The sequence below is a fragment of the Streptomyces sp. NPDC002776 genome (assembly GCF_053592195.1).
This window is the reverse complement of the sequence record NZ_JBSFVG010000003.1, coordinates 315,524-337,233: the sequence shown is the minus strand read 5'-3', so window position 1 is coordinate 337,233 and position 21,710 is coordinate 315,524. Positions and strand designations below refer to the sequence as shown.

Annotated in this window: 22 protein-coding genes; 9 read left to right on the top strand and 13 right to left on the bottom strand. The window is 68.9% G+C overall.

Annotation, left to right across the window (positions count from 1 at the left end; translation table 11 throughout):
• The first annotated feature begins 141 nt into the window (after window positions 1-141).
• The 4 genes from ACWD11_RS09145 (at window position 142) to ACWD11_RS09130 (ending at window position 3,177) form a co-directional block, all read left to right on the top strand.
• A complete protein-coding gene (locus ACWD11_RS09145) occupies window positions 142-495 on the top strand; it encodes a GntR family transcriptional regulator (RefSeq protein WP_451282173.1) in 354 nt (117 codons plus the stop codon).
• 233 nt (window positions 496-728) lie between these two features.
• Complete coding sequence (locus ACWD11_RS09140; RefSeq protein ID WP_451282172.1) at window positions 729-1,745, top strand: AAA family ATPase; 1,017 nt, start codon at window positions 729-731, stop codon at window positions 1,743-1,745.
• Window positions 1,742-2,329 (top strand): guanylate kinase, encoded by a 588-nt coding sequence (locus ACWD11_RS09135; protein ID WP_451282171.1) that lies wholly within the window; start codon window positions 1,742-1,744, stop codon window positions 2,327-2,329. Before ACWD11_RS09140 ends, ACWD11_RS09135 begins: the two co-directional genes overlap by 4 nt.
• Window positions 2,326-3,177: a DUF1932 domain-containing protein gene (locus ACWD11_RS09130; protein ID WP_451282169.1), complete on the top strand. Its 852-nt coding sequence runs from the start codon at window positions 2,326-2,328 to the stop codon at window positions 3,175-3,177. Before ACWD11_RS09135 ends, ACWD11_RS09130 begins: the two co-directional genes overlap by 4 nt.
• Here the strand turns inward: ACWD11_RS09130 and ACWD11_RS09125 are convergent.
• From ACWD11_RS09125 to ACWD11_RS09115, 3 genes are read right to left on the bottom strand one after another with little or no spacing between them, the layout of a single operon-like run.
• The gene (locus tag ACWD11_RS09125; protein ID WP_451282167.1) at window positions 3,174-3,818 is read right to left on the bottom strand and encodes an HAD family hydrolase; all 645 of its coding nucleotides are present in this window, start codon (window positions 3,816-3,818) and stop codon (window positions 3,174-3,176) included. The genes ACWD11_RS09130 and ACWD11_RS09125 overlap by 4 nt on opposite strands.
• Window positions 3,819-3,859: 41 nt before the next feature.
• Window positions 3,860-4,981 (bottom strand): type II toxin-antitoxin system antitoxin DNA ADP-ribosyl glycohydrolase DarG, encoded by a 1,122-nt coding sequence (gene darG, locus ACWD11_RS09120; protein WP_451282165.1) that lies wholly within the window; start codon window positions 4,979-4,981, stop codon window positions 3,860-3,862.
• Window positions 4,965-5,558 (bottom strand): DUF4433 domain-containing protein, encoded by a 594-nt coding sequence (locus ACWD11_RS09115; protein ID WP_451282163.1) that lies wholly within the window; start codon window positions 5,556-5,558, stop codon window positions 4,965-4,967. Before ACWD11_RS09115 ends, darG begins: the two co-directional genes overlap by 17 nt.
• A gap of 601 nt (window positions 5,559-6,159) precedes the next feature.
• Here ACWD11_RS09115 and ACWD11_RS09110 point away from each other — a divergent pair.
• Entirely contained in the window at window positions 6,160-6,375 is a 216-nt protein-coding gene (locus ACWD11_RS09110) for a DUF4287 domain-containing protein (RefSeq protein WP_389416824.1), read from the top strand.
• Between the two features lie 4 nt (window positions 6,376-6,379).
• Here ACWD11_RS09110 and ACWD11_RS09105 read toward each other — a convergent pair whose 3' ends face one another.
• Window positions 6,380-7,072 (bottom strand): TIGR03943 family putative permease subunit, encoded by a 693-nt coding sequence (locus tag ACWD11_RS09105; protein WP_389416823.1) that lies wholly within the window; start codon window positions 7,070-7,072, stop codon window positions 6,380-6,382.
• A complete protein-coding gene (locus ACWD11_RS09100) occupies window positions 7,069-8,058 on the bottom strand; it encodes a permease (protein ID WP_451282161.1) in 990 nt (329 codons plus the stop codon). The genes ACWD11_RS09105 and ACWD11_RS09100 overlap by 4 nt, the downstream gene beginning before the upstream one ends.
• A 173-nt stretch (window positions 8,059-8,231) precedes the next feature.
• Between ACWD11_RS09100 and ACWD11_RS09095 the strand changes: the two genes are divergently transcribed.
• Window positions 8,232-10,217: an NAD-binding protein gene (locus ACWD11_RS09095; RefSeq protein ID WP_451282327.1), complete on the top strand. Its 1,986-nt coding sequence runs from the start codon at window positions 8,232-8,234 to the stop codon at window positions 10,215-10,217.
• 465 nt (window positions 10,218-10,682) lie between these two features.
• Here the strand turns inward: ACWD11_RS09095 and ACWD11_RS09090 are convergent, their stop codons facing one another.
• Window positions 10,683-12,509 (bottom strand): prolyl oligopeptidase family serine peptidase, encoded by a 1,827-nt coding sequence (locus ACWD11_RS09090; RefSeq protein ID WP_451282159.1) that lies wholly within the window; start codon window positions 12,507-12,509, stop codon window positions 10,683-10,685.
• 220 nt (window positions 12,510-12,729) lie between these two features.
• Between ACWD11_RS09090 and ACWD11_RS09085 the strand changes: the two genes are divergently transcribed.
• A complete protein-coding gene (locus ACWD11_RS09085; RefSeq protein WP_451282157.1) occupies window positions 12,730-12,924 on the top strand; it encodes a hypothetical protein in 195 nt (64 codons plus the stop codon).
• A gap of 43 nt (window positions 12,925-12,967) precedes the next feature.
• Window positions 12,968-13,753 (top strand): SURF1 family protein, encoded by a 786-nt coding sequence (locus ACWD11_RS09080; RefSeq protein WP_451282155.1) that lies wholly within the window; start codon window positions 12,968-12,970, stop codon window positions 13,751-13,753.
• A 484-nt stretch (window positions 13,754-14,237) separates the two neighbouring features.
• Here ACWD11_RS09080 and ACWD11_RS09075 read toward each other — a convergent pair whose 3' ends face one another.
• The 7 genes from ACWD11_RS09075 to ACWD11_RS09045 all read right to left on the bottom strand — a co-directional run bounded on the left by ACWD11_RS09075 (window position 14,238) and on the right by ACWD11_RS09045 (window position 20,763).
• Entirely contained in the window at window positions 14,238-15,287 is a 1,050-nt protein-coding gene (locus ACWD11_RS09075; RefSeq protein WP_451282153.1) for a hypothetical protein, read from the bottom strand.
• Between the two features lie 86 nt (window positions 15,288-15,373).
• Window positions 15,374-16,057, bottom strand: a complete 684-nt coding sequence (locus tag ACWD11_RS09070; RefSeq protein ID WP_451282151.1) for a SigE family RNA polymerase sigma factor — start codon at window positions 16,055-16,057, stop codon at window positions 15,374-15,376.
• 371 nt (window positions 16,058-16,428) lie between these two features.
• A complete protein-coding gene (locus ACWD11_RS09065) occupies window positions 16,429-17,487 on the bottom strand; it encodes an aspartate-semialdehyde dehydrogenase (RefSeq protein ID WP_389416817.1) in 1,059 nt (352 codons plus the stop codon).
• Window positions 17,488-17,650: 163 nt separating this feature from the next.
• Window positions 17,651-18,928, bottom strand: a complete 1,278-nt coding sequence (locus ACWD11_RS09060; RefSeq protein ID WP_389416816.1) for an aspartate kinase — start codon at window positions 18,926-18,928, stop codon at window positions 17,651-17,653.
• A 184-nt stretch (window positions 18,929-19,112) separates the two neighbouring features.
• Window positions 19,113-19,772 (bottom strand): DUF5063 domain-containing protein, encoded by a 660-nt coding sequence (locus tag ACWD11_RS09055; protein WP_389416815.1) that lies wholly within the window; start codon window positions 19,770-19,772, stop codon window positions 19,113-19,115.
• Window positions 19,765-20,364 (bottom strand): recombination mediator RecR, encoded by a 600-nt coding sequence (recR, locus tag ACWD11_RS09050; RefSeq protein WP_389416814.1) that lies wholly within the window; start codon window positions 20,362-20,364, stop codon window positions 19,765-19,767. Before recR ends, ACWD11_RS09055 begins: the two co-directional genes overlap by 8 nt.
• 60 nt (window positions 20,365-20,424) lie before the next feature.
• Window positions 20,425-20,763 (bottom strand): YbaB/EbfC family nucleoid-associated protein, encoded by a 339-nt coding sequence (locus ACWD11_RS09045; RefSeq protein WP_328876602.1) that lies wholly within the window; start codon window positions 20,761-20,763, stop codon window positions 20,425-20,427.
• 228 nt (window positions 20,764-20,991) lie between these two features.
• Between ACWD11_RS09045 and ACWD11_RS09040 the strand changes: the two genes are divergently transcribed.
• The gene (locus ACWD11_RS09040) at window positions 20,992-21,702 is read left to right on the top strand and encodes an SLATT domain-containing protein (RefSeq protein ID WP_389416813.1); all 711 of its coding nucleotides are present in this window, start codon (window positions 20,992-20,994) and stop codon (window positions 21,700-21,702) included.
• Window positions 21,703-21,710 lie beyond the last annotated feature (8 nt).

Genomic DNA, 21,710 nt, shown 5'->3' with positions numbered 1-21,710 from the left:
CGCCACTTAGCAACTCTGCCTCAGAGTGCACTGTGAGGCAGAGTCCGTCAAGTCCCCTCGCGGAACAAGCGGCGTGGGGCGCTGGTTCTACCTCTGCGACTTGGGCACTATGAGGCAGAGACAACGAGACTTGGGGTGTAGATGGTCGAGTGGACCGGCGACAGGTTCGCCTATCAGCAGGTCGCGGATGACCTGCGGCGACGCATCGCGGCCGGCGAGTTCGCCGAGACTGGACAGCTCCCCTCGTTGGGGCAGCTCCAGAAGTCCTACGGGGTCACGGTGACCGTGGCCCGCGCCGCCATCAACCAACTGAAGGCAGATGGCCTCGCGGTGAGCCATCAGGGCAAGGGAGCCTTCCTGACGCCCGACGCCGACCGCGCTGCACAGCTCGCCGATCCGGTCGGGGCGGTTACCGAACTGCGCGAGGAAGTCGAAAAGCTGCGGAGCGAGGTTGGGGAGTTGCGCCAACGTGTCGCGACCCTGGAAGGGAAGTGACCTTCCGGCGAGCCGGGACGGAACCTGAACAATCGCGCCGCAGGACATCTAAACCTCCTCGTTCGGTGTGTGCACTACTTCACATCCGTGGCGCGAAAACCGGTATCACGTCCCACTACCCGAGAAAGGCCAAGCGGTTTTATACATCCGCTTACACATGCGCTATCACGATTTTCCATACGCCTAGTCGAGCCGCTACAGTCGCAGCTCGACTAGCTATCTAGGAGGGGCAGATGGCTCGGAAGCACCCGGATTGGAAGCCCGATCTTCTGCGAATGCATCGTGAAGAAATAGGGCTCACTCTGGAAGATACGGGGGAGAAGCTACGTGAAATCGCGGAGCGTCACGGCTTCAATATTGCCGCGAACTTCCAAACAATCTGGGGCCACGAAAAGGGTTCGGTATATCCCGGTCCGCATTATCGTCGGGCGTACTGCCGTCTCTATCGTCGCAACGAAGCTCAACTTGGCTTCCGTAAAGCCCTGCCCGGAGAGGATGCCTCTGTGGAATCCGTACCGGCGCCCGCTACCGCTGCGCGAAAGCTCCCCGACCAACCGGACGCAGTACGTCAAGCGCTCAGCAGCATCCGCGAAGGCACTGACGATGTGGACAGCGAGGCTCTGCGCAATCGTGTCGTCGATGCATGGCGCCGCCACACCGCAGGGGGAAGTGCCGACGGCCCCACCGTGATCCTGGTCGGAGGGTATGCCGGATCGGGGAAGTCGGAGTTCGCGAAGTTCCTCGGTGGACTAACCGGCTGGCCCATCCTGGACAAGGACTCGCTGACACGTCCGCTGGTGGACCAACTCTTGGTCGCCATGGGCGGGGAGGCGCATGACCGGAGTTCGGAGCTTTACCGGGAAAAGGTCCGGCCACTCGAATACCGGTGCCTCATGGAGGCCGCATGGGACAATGTGGATTGCGGAATTTCTACGATCCTCGATGCCCCGTTCATTTCGGAATTCTCCCAAGCCGAATGGATGCAGCGCTTTCAGAACCGCTGCCGATCAAAGCGCGTATCCGTCGCGACCATATGGGTTGAGTGCGACCCGGAGTCGATGCGCGAGTACATCGAATTCCGCGGGGCGGCTCGCGACGCCTGGAAGATGGAGGCGTGGGACGAATACGTCTCGGGACTCGACCTGAAGATGCGTCCGCAGGGCCCGCACTTCGTCGTCGACAACCGGCTTGGCGCCGCCGTCGCCCTGGTCGACGAAGCCCGTGACGTACTGAGTGGAGGCGGACTGTGAGCCCTTCCGGCGTCATCCTCTACGGCCCTCCGGGGTCCGGCAAGGACACGATCACAGCCGAACTGTCCAACCTGCGACCGGAGTTCACGCTCTTCCAGCGACTCAAGGCAGGCCCCGGGCGGACCACCGGATACCGGCTCACGACACGCGAGCACATTGAGGAACTGGCACAGGCCGGAGACGTTCTGTACCGCAACAGCCGGTACGACGCGGAGTACGCCATCGACCGCGGCGAGGTTTCCGCGCTTGTCGACTCGGGGCGCATCCCGGTCCTCCACATGGGGCAGGTGGCCGGAGCCCGTGCCGTCGCAGCCCACCCGATCAACTGGGTGTGGGTGCTTCTGTGGTGTCCCGAAGGCGTGACGCATCGGCGCTGCCAGGGGCGCGGCGACAAGGACTTGGACACCCGCCTCAAGATCTGGCACGAGACGCGGCAGGATCTCTTGGACCATGCCGCGGAGCCCTGGTCACTCGTCATCCGAACCGATCAGCTCAGCGCGGCTCAGGCAGCGCAGGCCATCGACGAAGCACGGTTGGCCGGCGCACCCGCCGAAGTGCGCGATATTCGGGGGCTCGTCGGATGACAGTCGTCGGAGTCCTGCACCCGGGCAGCATGGGCGCCGCAGTGGCAGCACAAGCCCGACTCAGCGGAGCCGAGGTTCTGTGGTGCCCGACCGGGCGCAGCTCGGCGACGAAAGACCGAGCCCTCAGCTACGGACTGACCTCAGCGAGCAACCTGGGGGAGCTGGTCAACGCGGCTGACGTCATCCTCAGCATCTGCCCGCCGGCGTACGCGGAAGACGTCGCAACGGAGGTTGCGGCTCACGCGTTCGCGGGGATCTACGTGGACGGCAACGCGATTTCTCCGGCCACGATGGCACGCGTCTACACCATCGCGACCCGGGGCGGGGCGACCGTGGTGGACGGGTCCATCATCGGCTCGCCTCCGTCCGACTCGAAGTCTCCCCGCCTCTACCTGTCCGGCCCGGAGGATGCACTGACGCCTGTGACGTCGCTCTTCTCTGGATCGGCGGTTCACGCGTACGCACTCTCCGGCGGAGTCGGCCGTGCATCCGCGCTCAAGCTGTCGTACAGCAGCTACCAGAAGACGAGCCGCGTACTCGCTGCGGTCTCGTACGCCCTTGCCCGTGACTACGGAGTGGAGGCGGAGCTACTCGACATCGCGCAGGGACGCACTACCAGCTACCTCGCAGAGACCGGCTACATCCCGAAGGTGGCAGCGCGGTCATGGCGCTGGGGCCCCGAGATGGAAGAGGCCGCAGCCACGCTGCGGGAAGCCGGGCTTCCCGCAGAACTCGCGGAGGCATCGGCCGCGGTCATGAGCCGGTGGGACGACCTCAGGGGTTCGTCCCTGGGCATTCCCGAGGTACTTGAGCATCTGCACGACGCTCCCGAGCGCCAGCCTGATTAGACCGTCGCCTGCCGCATCGCCACGATGGCCTCCGCGACGCCCGACGCCACGATGTCGGCTTCGCGGAGGCCATCGCTCCATGTGCGGCCATTGGCCACCCACGCCGTACGAAGCCCCGTCGCGCGAGCCCCCTCTATATCCGTCTCGGGGTTGTCCCCGACCATCCACCCTCCGACGCTGAGTCGGAGGCCGCACAGGGCAACGGCAGCCTCGAAGTGCTCGCGCGCCGGTTTCCTGGCCCCGATCTCCTCTGAGACACAGATGCCGTCGAAGTGCGACGCGAGTCCAAGCGCGGCGAGCTTGGCCCGTTGGATATCCCCCGCGCCGTTCGTCGCGATACCGAGCGTCCAGCCCTCACCGCGCAGCGCTTCGAGGCCCTCGCGTACCCCCGGGAAGCAGCGCACCGACCGAGCGATGCCGTCGACGTACTCGCGCCATAGGTCGCCCGGGTCGTCGCTGAGCCCGAGCGCCTCCCGCAGATGGACGAAGTCTGCCGGGTAGGCCCGCTCCCGGAGCCGCTCGCAGATGATGGATTGCGCTTCCCCGGGCAGTCGCCGCGCCCGCACGAAGCCGCGGACCCAGTCCTCCAGGCCCCCACGCCGGTCAACCAAAGTGTTGTCGAGATCGAAAAGTGCCAGCACACAGCAACGCTACATGACCGATAGCAGGCACCTCGCGGTCGCTAAATCAGGCTCAGCTCCTCAGCAGCTTCCTGGATAGATTCATCAGGAAGTACCCGAATCCACTGACGTGTTGCGAGGTTAGCGATAGCACGAAGAATATCTTCACGCTTCAACGGGGGCACGCGCCTAACCTTCCAAGCCTCCACGGCATTCAGAACTTCCGTGGCGGTCGGAAGGTCACCATTTCTGCGGTAGAGATGATAGGCCGTGTAATGGACGGTAGCCGCGATCTCCGCTTGCGTCGTATCGAATCGCGCGACCAGGTCGCACGTCGCATCGATGGCTTGATCCCACTTCTCAATTTGGGAGGTGAATTCCTTGCGAGCAGCCTCGTAGGCGTCACCCACTCGAACTTCGAACATCTTCCCGCGCTGCCGTTCGTCGAGCAGGCCGTTATTTTGAAGCTTTGCGATTGCTGGCTTCAATTGCGATGAGAACGGCCCAAAGCTGGCTCGCTCATACTCGAATCCTGTCGGCAATCCGGCCACCGTTGCAAAGTACGCGAGCTTCTGAAGCATCACGCGACCGACTGGCCATCGGTACGGCTGATCTTCAAGGCGATGCAAGATTTCGACCAGCGCAATGAGCGAAGGATCAATTTTCCTCCGCGGCTCATCTCTCTGCTCATCATCCCAGAGATTGAGTTGACCGCCGGCTACGTCAACTCCATGCGGAGCGTAAAGCTCCACAGGAATGTCGAGCTGTGCAAGGCGGTCGATCAGAATAGGACCAACTACCGCCCATTCGAGCTGACCATTGCCGCAGCCCAGGGGCGGTACAGCGATAGAACGCAGGCCCCAAGCGCGGTAGTTCGCCTTGAGGTATTCGAGCCCATCAACGATGTCGGATAGCTTGCTCACACTACGCCAGTGAGCTTTCGTTGGGAAGTTGATAACTACATGCCCATCAACCTCAAACGGGTACGGTTGCCCTAGGTGGACTTCTTTCGCATCGCACCGGCGAACATAGTCCGCGAACATGTCCGGATAGCGCTTCTTGAAGGCAAGCGCGATCCCCTTACCCATCACCCCAACAGTGTTGACCGTGTTCACGAGTCCATGCATAGAAGACTTCAGCAAATCACCCTGAACGATCCGCACGTTGTCAGCGGAAGTAGACACGTTTATTCACCTCCACCTTCCAATGGGTCTGTGCAGCCTTGCAGATTTCCGCATGCTCGCTATTCGAAGTATAACAGCCGACGATGTAAGTAGGCAATACAGAATTAGGCACCAAGACTTCAGCGCACCGCGCACGCTTCTGCTCGACATACTGCCAGTAGTCGTTACTATTCCAGTTGTCGGAATACACAAGCTTGGCTTCCAAGAAGGACAAACCTGACGGCGACGCAAGGAAGCGGGTCGTATCCGCAGCCGCATTCCCATCCGTTACGACGGCACCCGAAATATCCAAAACGCTCGGCGCAACTCTCACGACAATCAGGTCATCGTGCCCGTGCCGCGTCAAGTAATACATCATCGGATTGCGCGCGTCGAAGTACAAGTTTGCGTAAGAGTGCAGCGGCCCGCCATTCGGAACGACTTTGCGTGCACGCCGGTCCTGTACATCAGGTAGGGCAACCGAGAGGTGCTCTACAGCCTCCGCAGCGCGGTGGCTCAACAGGCCATGAGTTCCTATGGAGGCGAGGTTAGAAATGGGGGTAATGTAATGAAGCTCAGCGACCCTCTCACGCTCCACCTTCGCTCCTATCTGCGGAGAAGTCTCCGTGTCCCATCCGCAGAGAGCTACGCCAGGACCCCGGCGGCTCGTCAGCGGTTGCCATAGGAACATCATGCAGCCTGGCACTGACATCGACCCCAGACATGCTCAGTTGCCGTGCCAGACGGCCGGCGGACTCGGCATGACGTGCGCTGTCAGGTCTCTGTACCGCGAGGGTCATGCGGTTGCTCACCGACGACAGCGCACCATCACGATCGATTCAGCACCTGCTCCCCGTGGCAAGCCTCGACCAGCACAGACACGGCCTGAGTGGTGGACAGTCGGGGGCCAAACGGGGGGCCAAACGTAGCAGCTGGCCCGAGACTGTCACGGACGGTAGTGGACAGTGCCGGAGCCAAACGAGCAGGTCAGTTAGCCGGAACCAAGGTCACAAAGGGGCCTGATCGCGTTCGGGACGAAGAGGTCGTGGGTTCAAATCCCGCCACCCCGACGCTGTACAGAGGGCCTGGTGTGTAGGTTGCACCGGGTCCTTTGTCGTGTTCTGGGGACCGATGAGTTTGGGTGGGGTGGGGAGTCTCTTCTTCGGTAACGCCGTTCGGCACTACAGGAGAGGTTCGATATGACCGCCGTGGTGAAGGGTCCCGCCAGTTACTTTCCGTCCATCGAGAAGAAGTACGGGCGGCCGATCCCGGAGTGGATGGAGCTCATACGGGGGGCTGGGCTCAGTAAGCACATGGAGCTGGTGGGGTGGCTCAAGGCGGAGCACGGGGTGGGGCACGGGCATGCCAATGCTCTGGTGGCGTACGCCCTGGCCAGCGGGGACAAGCAGGGGTAGGGGTTCACGTTTCGTCGTACGGGTCCTCCGGGGGTGGCGTCGGGGTTGCCCTCGTCACCTTCAGGTAGGGGATGGGGGCGCCGTTCACCGGGTCTTTCGTGGTGCGGGGGGTGTAGGTGCCCGTTACGCGTAGCCAGGTGTCCGGGCGGAGTACCGGGGGGACCTGGCCCGTCAGGGCGATCTTGATCGGCTGGGCGTCCGCCGCGCAGCAGTTCAGGGTCATGCGGACGAGGTAGGGGGTGCCCGAGGGGGACAGGGCTACGAAGCCGGTGATCTCCACGCGGCGGTTCTTCAGGGTGCGGCCCTGGTCGTAGACCGCTCTCGCCGCGTAGTCCGGCAGGGAGAGGGGGGTGGGATCGTGGGGTGGCAACTCCTCGTAGCCGTACGGCTCTTGCAGGGCCGTGCCGGTGCGGAGTGCGCTGTATGAGCCCAGGGCCGGTGGGGCCACCAGGATCAGGGCCAGGACCGGGAGGGTCAGGAGCCAGCTGATGCGGGGTTCCGGGTGGGTGGGCGGGGTGGGGGTCTTGCGTTCGTACCAGACCGTGGCCAGGGCCGCCGCGATCAGGATGGCCGCGGAGAGCAGGAGCAGCGGGCGCAGGCCGGATTTCACGTAACGGAGGTACAGGTCCGTCGTGCCGGCGTGCAGCAGTGACGCGCCCAGCAGGAACAGGAGGGCCGCCTGGGCCTGGCGCTTCACAGGAGCACCGCGCCGGTCGCCGTCGAGACCGCCACCGCCACCACGAAGGTGGTCGGAGCGAAGCGCAGCGCGAAGGCGCGGCCGAAGGTGCCCGCCTGCATCGCGAAGAGCTTCAGGTCGATCATGGGGCCCACGACCAGGAAGGTGAGCCTGGCCGTCAGGGAGAAGTGGGTCAGGGACGCCGCCACGAACGCGTCCGCCTCCGAGCAGAGGGAGAGCAGTACGGCCAGGGTCGCGAGGGCGAGGATCGCCAGTGGTGGGTTGGACGCCAGTTGCCGCAGCCATGTCTCCGGTGCCGCCGCCTTCAAGGTCGCCGCCGCGATCGCGCCCACCACCAGGAAGCCGCCGGCGTGCATCACGTCGTGACGGACCGAGCCCCAGAAGGCGGCTCCCCTGGTCTGCCCCTCGTGGGACGAGCGGATCGGTGGGCGCAGCCAGTCCGCGCGGCCCAGGCGCAGCCACAGCCAGCCCATCGCGCAGGCCGTCATCAGGCTCGCCAGCAGACGGGCCAGGACCATTTCCGGGGTGCCGGGGAAGGCCACCGCCGTCGAGGTCAGGACGATCGGGTTGATCGCGGGGGCCGAGAGGAGGAAGGCCAGGGCGGCGGCCGGGGTCACTCCCCGGCGGACCAGTGCGCCCGCCACGGGGACCGACGCGCACTCGCAACCCGGCAGGACCGCTCCCGCCGCTCCCGCCACCGGGACCGCCAGGGCCGGGCGGGCGGGGAGGGCCCGGGCGAAGAACGCCGGGGGGACGAACACCGCGATCACCGCCGAGAGCAGCACGCCCAGCACCAGGAAGGGCAGGGCCTGAACCATCACCGCCACGAAGACCGTCGTCCAGCTCTGCATCACCGGGGCGGACAGGGCTCCGCGCAGGGGGTTCTGCAGGAGCACGGCGAGCAGCAGCAGTGTGATGAGGAGCAGAGGCGCGGACTGGCGGCCTTCGTCCTGGTCGGGGGGTCGGGGGCGGGTGGTGGTCGCCACGGGCGGTCGCGTCCCTCCGGTGGGCTCTTGCTCGTCTTCCTCCCCTCTTCTACGGGGAGTTGGCGTTCTTTGTTCAGGTGGATGCTGGAACCACCTGTCCCGGTGAGGCAGTCTTTCCCCTCGTGGTGAGCGTTCCGAGTCAGGGTCAGCCGGGTGGTGCGCCGGCCGCGCACATGGTGGTGTGCGGCGACGACGGGCTCGCGCATCGGCTCGCCGCCGAACTGCGGGGCGTCTACGGCGAACAGGTCACGCTCGTCGTACCGCCCTCCGAGCGGGAGGTGCGGCCGCCGGTGGTCGGGCGGGCGCGGGCCGCTTCGGCCGCGCTGCTCGACCGGGTGGTCAGCGCCGCGGTGAGCCGGGCGGCGGGGAACGGGACTGCGGGGAACGGGGCGTCGGTCGGCAGCGCGCGGGTCGTGGAGGCCACCGAGGTCACGGAGGCGGTGCTGGCGGACATCGGGGTGGAACGGGCCGCCGCGCTCGCGCTCGTCTTCGAGGACGACGAGACCAACATTCGCGCCGCCCTGACCGCGCGGCGGCTCAATCCCCGGCTGCGGCTCGTTCTACGGCTCTACAACCGGCGGTTGGGGCAGCACATCGAGGCACTCCTCGATCAGGCGGCCGCGTTGGCCACGGGGGACGGTGTCTCCGACGCCTCCAGCGTCGTACTGTCGGACGCCGACACCGCCGCTCCCGCGCTGGTCGCGACCGCGCTCGTCGGGACCAGCAAGGTCGTACAGACCGATGGGTTACTGCTGCGGGCGGTCGAGCGGCAGCCGGGTGGGGACGGGCGGGTGGCGGCGGGTGGGCTGGCCACCTTGGCCCTGCTCTCCGGGCCGGGGAACGATGCCGGTTCTTCCGAGAGCGGGGAGCAGGGGCCGCTGTTGCTGCCCGACGAGGCGGCGGTGCGGGAGGCGCGGGGGCGGGGGGCCGTCGTGCTGGAGCAGGTGTCGTATTCGGGACCTTCCATGTCGGGTGGGCGGGGGGTGGTGCCGGCGTTCGGGTCGCTGTTCTCGCGGCGGCTGCGGTGGTCGTTGGCGGGGCTGGTGGGGTGCGTGTTCGCGCTGGCCGGGGCGTTGACCGTGGCTACGGGGGATCATCCGCTGCACGCCACGTACGAGACACTGCTCGATCTCTTCGCCATCAATGAGCCGGCGCTGCAGGAGTCGACGGGGCGGCAGGTGCTTCAACTCCTCTCCGGATTGCTGGGGTTGCTGTTGTTGCCGGTGTTGTTGGCGGCGGTGCTGGAGGCGCTCGGGACCTTTCGGAGTGCCTCCGCGCTGCGGAAGCCGCCTCGGGGGCTGAGCGGGCATGTGGTGCTGCTCGGGCTGGGGAAGATCGGGACGCGGGTGCTGACGCGGCTGCGGGAGCTGCATGTTCCGGTGGTGTGCGTCGAGGCCGATCCGGAGGCTCGGGGGATGGCTACGGCTCGGCGGTTGCGGGTGCCTGTGGTGCTGGGGGATGTCACGCAGGAGGGGGTGCTGGAGGCGGCGAAGGTTCATCGGGCGGATGCGTTGCTGGCGGTGACCAGTGCGGATACGACGAACCTCGAGGCTGTGCTGGCGGCTCGGTCGGTCCGGCCGGACCTGCGGGTGGTGCTGCGGTTGTACGACGACGACTTCGCGACCGCCGTGTACCGGACGCTGCGGGCGGCGCATCCGTCCGCCTCCACTCGGAGCCGGAGCGTGACGCATCTGGCTGCGCCGGCCTTTGCCGGGGCGATGGTGGGGCGGCAGATTCTGGGTGCGATTCCGGTCGAGCGGCGGGTGTTGTTGTTCGCGGCTGTGGAGGTGGGCGGGCATCCGCAGTTGGAGGGGCGGACTGTGGGGGAGGCGTTTCGGGCGGGGGCCTGGCGGGTGTTGGCGTTGGATACGGCGGTGGGGGGTGCGGGGGGATCGGGGCCGGGTTCGGGTTCGGGTTCTGGTCCTGTTTCGGGTGCCGGTTCCGACGGTGGGGGCGGGGATTGGGGTGGGTGGGGGTCTGGGGGGATCGGAAGGGCTGGGGGGTCCGGAGGGTCCGCGGGGACCGGGGGGTCTGGGCTGGTGTGGGATCTGCCTGACACGTATGTCCTGCGCGGGGAGGACCGGGTGGTGCTGGCTGCTACGCGGAGGGGGCTGGCGGAGTTGCTGGGGCGGAGGCGGTGGGAGTCGGCGGGGGCGTGAGCGGGGCACCGGGGCTGGCGGGGTCGGTCGCCTTGTAGGTGCCGGTGGGTGCGGGTGGCCGCCGGGTGGGACGCGCGCGCCCGGGTGCTGGCGGGGTGCCGGTGTGTCGGGGGCACCGGCGGGTGGGACGCGCGGCCCGGCGCTGACGGGGTGCCGCGTGTGGAGGTGACCGCGGGGTGGGACGCGCGGCCCGGCGCTGACAGGGTGCCTCCCCCAGAGGGGGGACCCCCAGCACCCACCCGTGCCGCCCCAGCGGCACGACTGCCCGCAGTTGGGCGGGTAGGGCTGCGGTAACGGCGGGTATCGGCAACGCGCAGCGGCGGCGGGTGTGGGTGCGCCGCAGGCTGAGTCGCAGGGGTGGTCCAGCTTGCGCGAGCCGTGAACACCGCCGCTGGCGCGGGTGTTGTTGCCGGGTGGGGCCCGGCCCAGTGGCAGTGTTGGCTGCGGGTGGGCCGGATGGGGGTGTCAGGGGGTTAGGTGGCGGGCTGCGAAGTCGAGTTCCAGGCGTACTTGTTTGATGCGTTCGTCGACTACCAGGGAGCCGTGGCCGGCGTCGTAGCGGTAGACCTCGTGGGGTGCGCCGCGGGATGCCAGGCGTTGTACGTAGTTGTCGATCTGGCGGATCGGGCAGCGGGGGTCGTTCACGCCTGCGGAGATGTAGACGGGGGCTTTCACGTTGTCCACGTAGGTGAGGGGGGAGGAGGCCTCGAAGCGGTCGGGGACCTCCTCGGGGGTGCCGCCCAGGAGGGTGCGGTCCAGGGCCTTCAGCGCTTCCATCTCGTCGTGGTAGGCCGTGACGTAGTCCGCCACCGGGACCGCCGCGATGCCCAGGGCCCAGGCGTCCGGCTGGGTGCCCAGGCCGAGCAGGGTGAGGTAGCCGCCCCAGGAGCCGCCGGTGAGGATCAGGCGGGCGGGGTCGGCCAGGCCGGAGGAGACCGCCCACTGCCGGACTGCCTCGATGTCCTCCAGCTCGATCAGGCCCACCCGGTGCTTCAGGGCGTCCGTCCAGGCCCGGCCGTAGCCCGTCGAGCCCCGGTAGTTGACCCTGATGACCGCGTAGCCGTGGTCGACCCAGGCCGCCGGGCCCGCGGCGAAGGCGTCGCTGTCGTGCCAGGTCGGGCCGCCGTGGATGTCGAAGACCGTGGGGAGGGGGCCGCCGGTGTGGTTCGCCGGCTTCTGGATCAGGGCGTGGATCCGGCCGCCGGGGCCCTCCACCCAGACGTCCTCCACCGGGACCGAGCCCGGCGACCTCATTCCCGGCGGGTCCAGGACCACCTCGCCGGTCGTCGAGCGGACCGTCGACGGCTCGGCCGCCGAGGACCACAGGAACTCGACGGTGCCGTCGGGGCGGGCCGTCGCGCCCGAGACCGTGCCCTGGGGCGTGGGGATCCTGGCCAGTTCGTGGGTGGTGAGGTCGTAGCGGAAGAGCTCGCTGCGGGCCTCGTGGCTGTGCGCCACCAGCAGGCCCGAGCCGTCCGGGTACCACTCGGCGCTCACATCGCCGGGGAGGTCCAGGGACAGGTCCGTCTCCTCGCCCGTCGCCACGTCCCACACCAGCGGTTCCCAGCGGCCGCGGCGCTGGTGGCCGACGAGGAGACGGGTGTCGCCGTCGACCGGGGCGAAGCCCAGCACCTCCAGGCCCAGCTCCACGGTGCCGCCCCGGGTGTCGTCCAGTTCGGCGACCGCCGAGCCGTCCGGGCGCAGGACGCGCAGGGCGGAGTGCATCGCGTCGCCGTGCTCCGTGTGCTCGACGGCGATCAGCGAACCGTCGTGGGAGAGGTCACCGACGCCCGCGGACTCGCGGTGGCGGTAGATCTCCACCGGGGGCTCGCCGATGCGGGCGACGTGGATCGTGGTGCCCTCGTCGTCCGTCGAGCGGCCCACGATCGCCGTACGGCCGTCTCGGCCGAGGGCCAGGCCCGCCGGGTAGGAGGCGTCCAGGCCCGGGGTCGCCAGCTCGTCCTCGCCACCCGTGAACGCCTGGCGGCGCCACACGCCGAACTCGTCGCCGTCCTTGTCGTCGAACCACCAGATCCAGGCGCCGTCCGGGGAGAGCACGCCGTCCGTCGTGCCGTTCGGGCGGTTGGTCACCTGGCGCTGCTCGCCCGTGGCGCGGTCCCAGGCGTACAGCTCGTACGTCCCCGTCGCGTTCGACACGAACAGGGAGCGGTCCGGGGCGTCCTCCGCCCAGTCCGGCAGGGACACCCTGGGCGCCCGGAAGCGCTTCTCCCAGTCCGGCATGTCCCGGTTCTGCTGCTGATCCGGCGCGGCGGACCCGTTGCTCTCAGTCATGGCCCCATAGTGCCTGGCCGGACCGACACCGCGCTGGCCCGGTCCTCAGGCTGTGGATAACTTGCTGTGGATAACTTCCTTGGACGGTGACCGCCGCGGCGTTGTCAGTGGTGGGGTGCACACTGCGGGGCATGACCGAATTGCGGAAGACCGTCGGGGAGTTCTGGGCCGCCGCGGAGGCGCGGGACTGTTCAATCGGGAGTTTCCCGGGGACTGGCATGTGCGGATCGAGCGGATCGTCGCCGAGGCGGGGCAGGCCGTGAGCTGGATACGGTTCACGAACGGGGACGAGGTGAATGTGGGGATCTCCTTCTTCACCGGGGACGAGCGGGGGCTGATCACCGGGGTCACGGACTTCTGGCCCGAGCCGTACGAGCCGCCCGCGGACCGGGGTCATCTCACCGAGCGGTTCTGACCCCGCGGGTCGGGGGGTGGGGTGGTGCCCGTACCGTGGTGGCGTGTACCGGTTTCTGCTGACGCCCCGTTGGTGGGGGATCAACGTCTTCGTGCTGCTCGCCATCCCCTTCTGCATCTTCATGGGGTCCTGGCAGCTCAGCCGGTTCGAGGAGCGGGTGGCGGACCACCAGGGGGCCGGGGCGCGGGCCGCGTCGGACAAGCGGGAGGCTGCTCGGCCCCTTGCCGAGATGCTGCCTGTGGACAAGTCGACGGTGGGGAAGCAGGTCACGGCGACCGGGCGGTACGGGACGCAGTTGCTGGTGCCGGATCGGGAGCTGGACGAGCGGCGGGGGTTCTACGTCGTGACGCTGCTGCGGACCTCCGGGGGCTCGGCTCTGCCGGTGGTGCGGGGGTGGCTGCCTGGGGATGCCGATGCCGCGAAGGTGCCGGCCGCGCCGTCGGGGGTGGTGACGGTGACGGGGGCCTTGCAGGCGTCCGAGCAGCCCGGGGAGAACGGGGTGCCTGGGCAGGGCGGGTTGCCTGCGGGGCAGGCCGGGGCGATCAGTGCGGCGTCCTTGGTGAACCTTGTGCCCTACGACGTGTATGACGCGTGGGTGACCCTTAATGAGGGGGACGGCGGGATGAAGGCCGTGCCGGTGAGTGCGCCGGGGGGCTCAGGGTTGGATCTGAAGGCGTTCCAGAACCTCGGGTATACCGGGGAATGGTTTGTCTTCGCCGGGTTCGTGGTCTTCATGTGGTTCCGGTTGTTCCGGCGTGAGGTGGAGTTCGCGCGGGATGCGGAGCTTGGGCTGGTGCCGCGGGAGGATGACGAGCGGGTTGGCGTGTGAGGCGCCCCGGGGGCACTCGCCCTCGCTGGTGGAGTGCCGCTGCGTCCCGGTGACCGCCGGGTAGGACGCGCAGCCCGGCGCTGGCGGGGTGCCTCCCCCAGAGGGGGGACCCCCAGCGCCCACCCGTGCCGCCCCAGCGGCACGACTGCCCGCAGCTAGGCGGACACGGCTGGCCCGCAGCGGCGGCGGGGACGGCAACTCGAAGCCCCCGCAGCCGCACAAGCCCTGCGGGCGCCCGCTCCCGGGTGGGGCCCGCCCAGCGGCGCAACTCCCCGCAGCTGGGCGGATACGGCTGTGCCGCAGCGGTGGCCGGTACAGCCGTCCCGCAGACCTACGAGGCCGCTGCCTGGCGGCCCCGCCCTCAGTGGTCCACACCGCAAGAACAGCACGGCGGCCGGCTCAGTCGGCCAAGCGAGTGCGACTCCCCGCCGCAGCCGCGAACCGCAACCCGCGCCGCCGTGAATCCTGCCGCCCCGCCGGAGGCCTACGCCCCGGCCAGTACCCCGGTCCAGTACACCGTCCCCGCGCAGGCCCCCGTGATGGTGGCCTGGGCGCTGGGGGCGCCTGGTTCTGCCGTGTTGGTGACCGTCACCGTGCCGTCCGTCGTGCCGTCCTCGGTGAGGAGCTGGGTGGACATGCCTCCGTCGGTGCCGGTCGCGGTGCCCTCGGTCGTGCCCGTGCCGGTGGACGGGCTGGGGTCCGGGGTGGGTTCGCCGCCGCCGCCGACCGTGCCGCCCGAGTTGTCGCCCGTGGTGGAGCAGGCCTCCGAGGCGACCCAGGCGAACTTGACCTCGTAGGACGCGCCCGGCTTGAGCAGCAGGGAGGTCAGTTCCAGGGAGGGGTCGGGCAGGGCCATGGCCGGGTCGCCGGAGATGTGCCGGGCCGTGGAGATCTTCGTCGGGTCCGCCGCGCCACCCGCCACCGCGCTCAGCGAGCCGGGGTTGGTGACCGAGCAGTCCACGAGGGAGGAGTTGGTGAAGCGGAACGTGCCGTAGACCGTGCCCGCGCCGTCCGGCGCGTCCGCGCCCGCCGCGGCGACCGCCAGCTGCTCCGCCGTACACAGGGCCGCGCCCGTGCCGGTGGTCACCGCCGGGTCGGCCGAGCCGCCGGAGTCGGCGCCGCCGTCGTCGCCCTTGCCCTCGTTCTCCTTCTCCTCGTTCTCCTTGCCCTTGTCCTCGGTCTTCTCGGAGGAGCCGCCGGACGAGTCGTTGCCGGTGTCGGGGTCCACGCCCTGGCTGGCGCCGCCCTGCGTCTGGGTGCCGTGGCCCGCCACGGAGGGGTTGGCGCCCGGGCCGGTCGTCTGCGAGACGTGCACCAGCGCCGGAACCGCCGTACCCACGAAGAGGGCCGCGGCGGCCATGCCGACGAGGGCCTGCCGCTTGCGGGCCCGCCGGGCGGGCACCGCCCGCCGCAGATGGTCCAGTGTGCCGTCGCGCGGCTCGATCTCCTGCACCGCGTCGTGCAGCAGCCTGCGCAGGTCCAGATCGTCCGAGTCGAGCCCGAGTGGGCTCTGGCCGTCGGGGCCGTGGTTCACAGTTCCGTTCCCAGCGTGCGATTGCTTCGGCGTCCGGTCCCCGCCCGGGACGCCCGGGTGACGCCGTCGTTCGTCATGGTCGCCGCTCATGCGGGCGCCTCCATCGCGACCCGCAGCGCCGCGATGCCGCGCGAGCCGTACGCCTTGACCGAGCCCAGCGATATGCCGAGCGTCTCGGCGACCTGGGCCTCGGTCATGTCCGCGAAGTAGCGCAGGACGAGGACCTCGCGCTGGCGGCGCTGCAGGCCCTTCATCGCCTTGATCAGGGAGTCGCGCTCCAGCTGGTCGTAGGCCCCTTCCTCCGCGCTCGCCATGTCCGGCATCGGCTTGGACAGGAGCTTCAGGCCGAGGATGCGCCGGCGCAGGGCCGAGCGGGAGAGGTTCACGACCGTCTGGCGCAGGTACGCCAGGGTCTTCTCCGGGTCCCTGACACGTTTGCGCGCCGAGTGGACGCGGATGAACGCCTCCTGGACGACGTCCTCGCAGGAGGCGGTGTCGTCGAGGAGGAGCGCCGCGAGGCCCAGCAGCGACCGGTAGTGGGCGCGGTAGGTCTCGGTGAGATGGTCGACCGACGTACCGGCGGCCGCCGCGTCCTCGCCGTACTCGGCGCCGTCACGCTGACTGGGGATGCGGGTCGGCCGCGCTGCGGGCATGGGCGCGATCACCGGCATGCCGCCGGGCGTGCCGGGCATGCGGGTGCGGCGGGAAGGGCGCGGGGGCCGGAGGGCCGTGCCGCGCGTCGCCGCATGAAAGTCGAGTACCTCTGCCACGCCTGTTGGACACGCTTCCCCCCAAGAGGGTTGTACGTGCCGGACGTCACGTTTGTGTCAGGCAGCACGACTGACGGCGCCTCAGATGCACTCATGCGTCCCGCTCTTCCCTTATGTCCCATATGAACGGACGTCCCCACGCCCTGCTCATGGCGTCCCCACGCCAGAAAAACGCGTCCACACACCCGCCGAAGGGCGACCGCAAAGACGCTCCCCGCCCTCCGCGCGGTTGCGGAGGGCGGGGAGGAAATCTTCGAACGCCGAAGAGGTCCAGTTCAAGTGGTACGGACCATCATCCGGCTCACATCATTCACGCAGATCCTACAAACGATTCGTGGCAGGCCCCGGAGTTTTTCGGCCGACGGCCTCCGTCACGAAAACTCCGCCGCCACCAGCTCGGCGATCTGCGCGGTGTTCAGCGCCGCTCCCTTGCGCAGGTTGTCCCCGCACACGAAGAGCTCGAGCGCGGTCGGATCGTCCAGCGCCCGGCGTACCCGCCCCACCCAGGTAGGGTCGGTGCCGACGACGTCGGCCGGGGTGGGGAACTCCCCCGCCTCCGGGTTGTCGAAGAGGACGACTCCGGGGGCCGTGGCGAGGATCTCGCGGGCCCGGGCGACCGTGACCTCGCCCTCGAAGCGGGCGTGCACGGTCAGCGAGTGCGTGGTGATCACGGGGACCCGGACGCAGGTGACGGCTACGGGGAGCCGGGGCAGTCCGAGGATCTTGCGGGACTCGTCCCGGACCTTCATCTCCTCCGACGACCAGCCGTCGGCACGCGGCGTCCCGGCCCACGGGACGACGTTCAGCGCGACCGGCTCCGGGAAGGGACCGGTGTTGTCGCCCACGGCCCGCCGTACGTCGCCGGGGCTGGTCCCCAGTTCGGTGCCGGCGACCAGGGAGAGCTGCTGCCGGAGGGTCTCGACGCCCGCCCGGCCCGCGCCGCTCACGGCCTGGTACGACGACACCACCAGCTCGCGCAGGCCGAACTCGGCGTGCAGCGCGCCGAGGGCGACGATCATCGAGAGGGTCGTGCAGTTGGGGTTGGCGATGATGCCGCGCGGCCGCATCCGGGCGGCGTGCGCATTGACCTCGGGGACGACGAGGGGCACCTCCGGGTCCATCCGGAAGGCGGCCGAGTTGTCGACGACCACGGCGCCGCGCGCGGCGGCGACCGGCGCCCACCGCTCCGCGACCTCGTCGGGTACGTCGAACATGGCGATGTCGACCCCGTCGAAGGCCTCCTCCGACAGGGCCACCACCTCGACCTGCTCCCCGCGCACGGCCAGCTTGCGGCCGGCCGAGCGCGGCGAGGCGATCAGCCGGATCTCGCCCCAGATGTCGGCGTGCTGGGACAGGATCTGCAGCATGACCGTGCCGACGGCCCCGGTCGCCCCCACGACCGCGAGCGTCGGTCCAGCGCCTGCCGTCACCTTCCCGTCGTCCGCCCGCAGGGCGGGCCGCGCGGCGTCTGGTGCGTGCGATCGCAAGGCGCCGGAGTGCCCGCGTGGCGGAGTCACGTGGGCACTCCGGCAACGCGGCGAGCGTGCGTGCCAGGCGTCGCGCGGCAGGCGGGAAGGTGACGGCAGGCGCTGCTCATCGCCCGGTGCCGCCGTACACCACGGCCTCGTCGCTGTCGGAGTCCAGGCCGAAGGCGGTGTGGACGGCGCGGACGGCCTCGTTGACGTCGTCGGCCCGGGTGACGACCGAGATGCGGATCTCGGAGGTCGAGATCAGCTCGATGTTCACGCCGGCGTCGGACAGCGCGGTGAAGAAGTCGGCGGTGACGCCGGGGTTGGTCTTCATGCCCGCGCCGACCAGGGAGATCTTGCCGATCTGGTCGTCGTAGCGCAGCGAGTCGAAGCCGATGCCGTGCTTGTTCTTCTCCAGGGCGTCGATGGCCTTGCGGCCCTCGGACTTGGGGAGGGTGAAGGAGATGTCCGTCAGGCCGGTGGAGGCGGCGGACACGTTCTGCACGATCATGTCGATGTTGATCTCGGAGTCCGAGATCGTACGGAAGATCGCGGCGGCCTCGCCCGGCTTGTCCGGCACACCGACGACCGTGATCTTGGCCTCGGAGGTGTCGTGCGCGACACCGGAGATGATGGCCTGCTCCACCTTCTTGTCCCCTTGCTTGATCGGCTCACTGCTGACCCAGGTGCCCTGGAGTCCGCTGAAGCTGGACCGGACGTGGATCGGGATGTTGTAGCGGCGGGCGTACTCCACACAGCGGTGGAGCAGCACCTTCGACCCGGAGCTGGCCAGCTCCAGCATGTCCTCGAAGGAGATCCAGTCGATCTTCTTCGCCTTCTTCACCACACGGGGGTCGGCGGTGAACACGCCGTCGACGTCGGTGTAGATCTCGCAGACCTCGGCGTCGAGGGCGGCGGCCAGGGCGACGGCCGTGGTGTCGGAACCGCCCCGGCCGAGCGTGGTGATGTCCTTCTTGTCCTGGCTCACGCCCTGGAACCCGGCGACGATGGCGATGTTGCCCTTGTCCAGGGACTCCCGGATACGGCCCGGCGTGACATCGATGATCCGGGCTTTGTTGTGGACCGAGTCGGTGATGACCCCTGCCTGGCTGCCGGTGAAGGACTGGGCCTCGTGGCCCAGGTTTTTGATCGCCATCGCCAGCAGGGCCATGGAGATCCGCTCTCCGGCGGTCAGCAGCATGTCGAACTCACGCCCGGCAGGCATCGGGGATACCTGCTCGGCGAGATCGATCAGCTCGTCCGTCGTGTCGCCCATCGCGGAAACGACGACGACCACCTGGTGGCCGTTCTTCTTCGCTTCCACGATCCGCTTGGCGACGCGCTTGATGCCCTCGGCATCGGCTACGGAGGAGCCTCCGTACTTCTGCACGACAAGGCCCACGTGCGCTCCTCGCTCAGTCCGTGTGTGTCGGCTCAGTTTAACGAGCGCGTGAATTTCGCCTTCGCGGTATCGCATGGTGAGATCCGGCGCCCAGGTCAGCGCATGCCCGGAGAAACACTCCGGGAAAAGTGCCGAGCGTCACAGGAGGCCCCTGTGCATTGACGTTCAAGCACCCAGGGGACGGCTATTTGACCTCGCGCAGGCCCAGCGGCCCCGCGATCTCCTCCACCATGACGCGGCCGGCCTCGAACTCCAGGGTGTCGTCGCCCACGGACTGGTCGGTGTCCAGGCCGTCCAGCTCCGCCAGGGGCTGGTTCAGGCGGATGTGGGCGAGCACGGACTGCAGCGCGCGCAGGGTCGCGGACGCGGTGGAGCCCCAGTTGGAGAAGTAGGAGAACTGCCACCACCACAGCGCTTCCGTGGTGCGGCCCGCGCGGTAGTGGGCCATGCCGTGGCGCAGGTCGGTGATGACGTCGGCGAGGTCGTCGGAGATACGGGCCGGTACGGGCGCCTTGCGGGGCTCGTACGGGTCGAAGACCTCCGAGTAGACGTCCACCGGGTCCAGCATCCGGGCCAGGTTCTCGCGCAGCCCGTCCACGTCCGGCTCCGGGCCCAGGTCGGGCTCGTAGCGCTCGTCGGGGACGATGTCCTCGTGCGCGCCGAGCCGGCCGCCGGCGAGCAGCAGCTGGGAGACCTCGAGCAGCAGGAAGGGGATCGCCGATTCCGGCTCGTCGCCCTTCGCCACCTCGGTCACCGCTACGAGGAAGCTCTCGACCTGGTCCGCGATCTGGACCGCGAAGTCGTCCGGGTCCTGGTTCGTCGCGTGCAGCGTGGCGTCAGACATCTAGGAGTCGTCTCCCCTCGAAGGCGCGGCCGAGGGTCACCTCGTCCGCGTATTCCAGGTCGCCACCCACCGGGAGGCCGCTGGCCAGGCGGGTGACCTTGAGGCCCATGGGCTTGATCATGCGGGCGAGGTACGTGGCCGTGGCCTCGCCTTCCAGATTGGGGTCCGTGGCCAGGATCAGCTCCGTGACCGTACCGTCGGCCAACCGCGCGAGAAGTTCTCGTATACGCAGGTCGTCCGGACCGACACCTTCGATCGGGCTGATCGCTCCGCCCAGGACGTGGTAGCGGCCGCGGAACTCGCGGGTGCGCTCGATGGCGACGACGTCCTTCGGCTCCTCCACCACGCAGATGACCGCGAGGTCGCGGCGGGCGTCGCGGCAGATGTTGCACAGCTCTTCCTGCGCCACGTTCCCGCAGGTCGCGCAGAAGCGGACCTTCGCCTTGACCTCCAGGAGGGCATGCGCGAGGCGCCGTACGTCCGTCGGTTCCGCCTGGAGGATGTGGAAGGCGATCCGCTGCGCGCTCTTGGGACCGACGCCGGGCAGCCGCCCCAGCTCGTCGATCAGGTCCTGGACCACGCCTTCGTACAACGGACTGCCGCCCTTCCTGGGGGTTCCTTCACTACGTACGGTAGAGGGCCCGGGGCCGTCTTAGAAAGGCAGGCCGGGGATGCCGCCGCCGAGGCCCTGCGCCAGCGGGCCGAGCTTCTGCTGCTGGAGCGTCTGGGCGTTCTCGTTGGCCGCGTGCACCGCCGCGACGATCAGGTCGGCGAGGGTCTCGGTGTCCTCGGGGTCCACCGCCTTCGGGTCGATCTTGAGGGCGCGCAGTTCGCCGGCGCCGGTGACGGTCGCCTTCACCAGGCCGCCGCCGGCCTGGCCGTCGACCTCGGTCCTCGCCAGTTCCTCCTGAGCGTTCGCCAGGTCCTGCTGCATCTTCTGGGCCTGCTGGAGCAGCTGCTGCATGTTGGGCTGGCCACCACCGGGGATCACGATCAGCTCCTTGTCGTACGGCTACTGGAACGAGCCTACGTGGTCTGCCCAGCCATCGCCCCGGCACTCTTTCGAGTGAGTCGAATGTGGGGTCTATACCTGATCAAGGGCCACTTCCGAGCGGAAAAGCGGTGAAAGCTGTCCCTTCGCCACCCATTGGGCGGTAGGAAGTGTCTGCGCATGAGGAACCAGGTAGGGACCACGTAGGGACCAGGTAGGGAGTGCCGGGTGGGTCAGCCGGAGATGCAGCCCGAGTATCCGCCGGGCGATCTGACGGGGCGGGCGTTCCCGCTGGGCGACTGGGGCGAGCCCGCGGTACGGCTGGACGAGCTGTACCAGTGGGTGGAGCGCGGGGCGCTGGAGACGGCGGCCTGGTATCTCGCGGACCGGGTGTGGAAGCGGCGCGGGGCACGGGTGCTGCGCGCGGGTGCGGCGACCGGCGCGGTGGCGGGGGCCGCGCTGCCGTTGCTGGACCTGACGGGGGCGATGGGCGGGGCGGCGCCGTGGGGGTATCTCGCGCTGCTGCTCGCGGTGGCCTGTGTGGCGGTGGACCGGTTCTTCGGGGTGACGTCCGGGTGGATAAGGGACGTGGCCACGGCGCAGGCGGTGCAGCGGCGGCTGCAGGTGCTCCAGTTCGACTGGGCGTCGGAGAGCGTGCGGGAGGTGCTGGGGCCGACGGACGGGACGGCGAGCGAGGCCGCGGAGCGGTGTCTCGGGGTGCTCCGGCGGTTCTCGGAGGATGTGACGGAGCTGGTGCGCACGGAGACGGCGGACTGGATGGTGGAGTTCCGCACGGGGTCGGCGCCGATGGGGATCCAGGGGACCGTGGCCGGGGGTGGCCGGACGGACGGGACGGTGCTCCAGGGACGGTTCCCGCTGCCGCCGGGAGGTCCCGCGCGGCCGAACATGCCGCGGCAGCGGCCGCCCGAGGCCAGGTGACGCCAGCG

Coding starts and splice junctions, on each gene's coding strand:
- ACWD11_RS09145 (WP_451282173.1), top strand. CDS start 142: ATGGTCGAGTGGACCGGCGACAGGTTCGCCTATCAGCAGGTCGCGGAT.
- ACWD11_RS09140 (WP_451282172.1), top strand. CDS start 729: ATGGCTCGGAAGCACCCGGATTGGAAGCCCGATCTTCTGCGAATGCAT.
- ACWD11_RS09130 (WP_451282169.1), top strand. CDS start 2,326: ATGACAGTCGTCGGAGTCCTGCACCCGGGCAGCATGGGCGCCGCAGTG.
- ACWD11_RS09110 (WP_389416824.1), top strand. CDS start 6,160: ATGACCGCCGTGGTGAAGGGTCCCGCCAGTTACTTTCCGTCCATCGAG.
- ACWD11_RS09095 (WP_451282327.1), top strand. CDS start 8,232: ATGGTGGTGTGCGGCGACGACGGGCTCGCGCATCGGCTCGCCGCCGAA.
- ACWD11_RS09090 (WP_451282159.1), bottom strand. CDS start 12,509: ATGACTGAGAGCAACGGGTCCGCCGCGCCGGATCAGCAGCAGAACCGG.
- ACWD11_RS09055 (WP_389416815.1), bottom strand. CDS start 19,772: ATGTCTGACGCCACGCTGCACGCGACGAACCAGGACCCGGACGACTTC.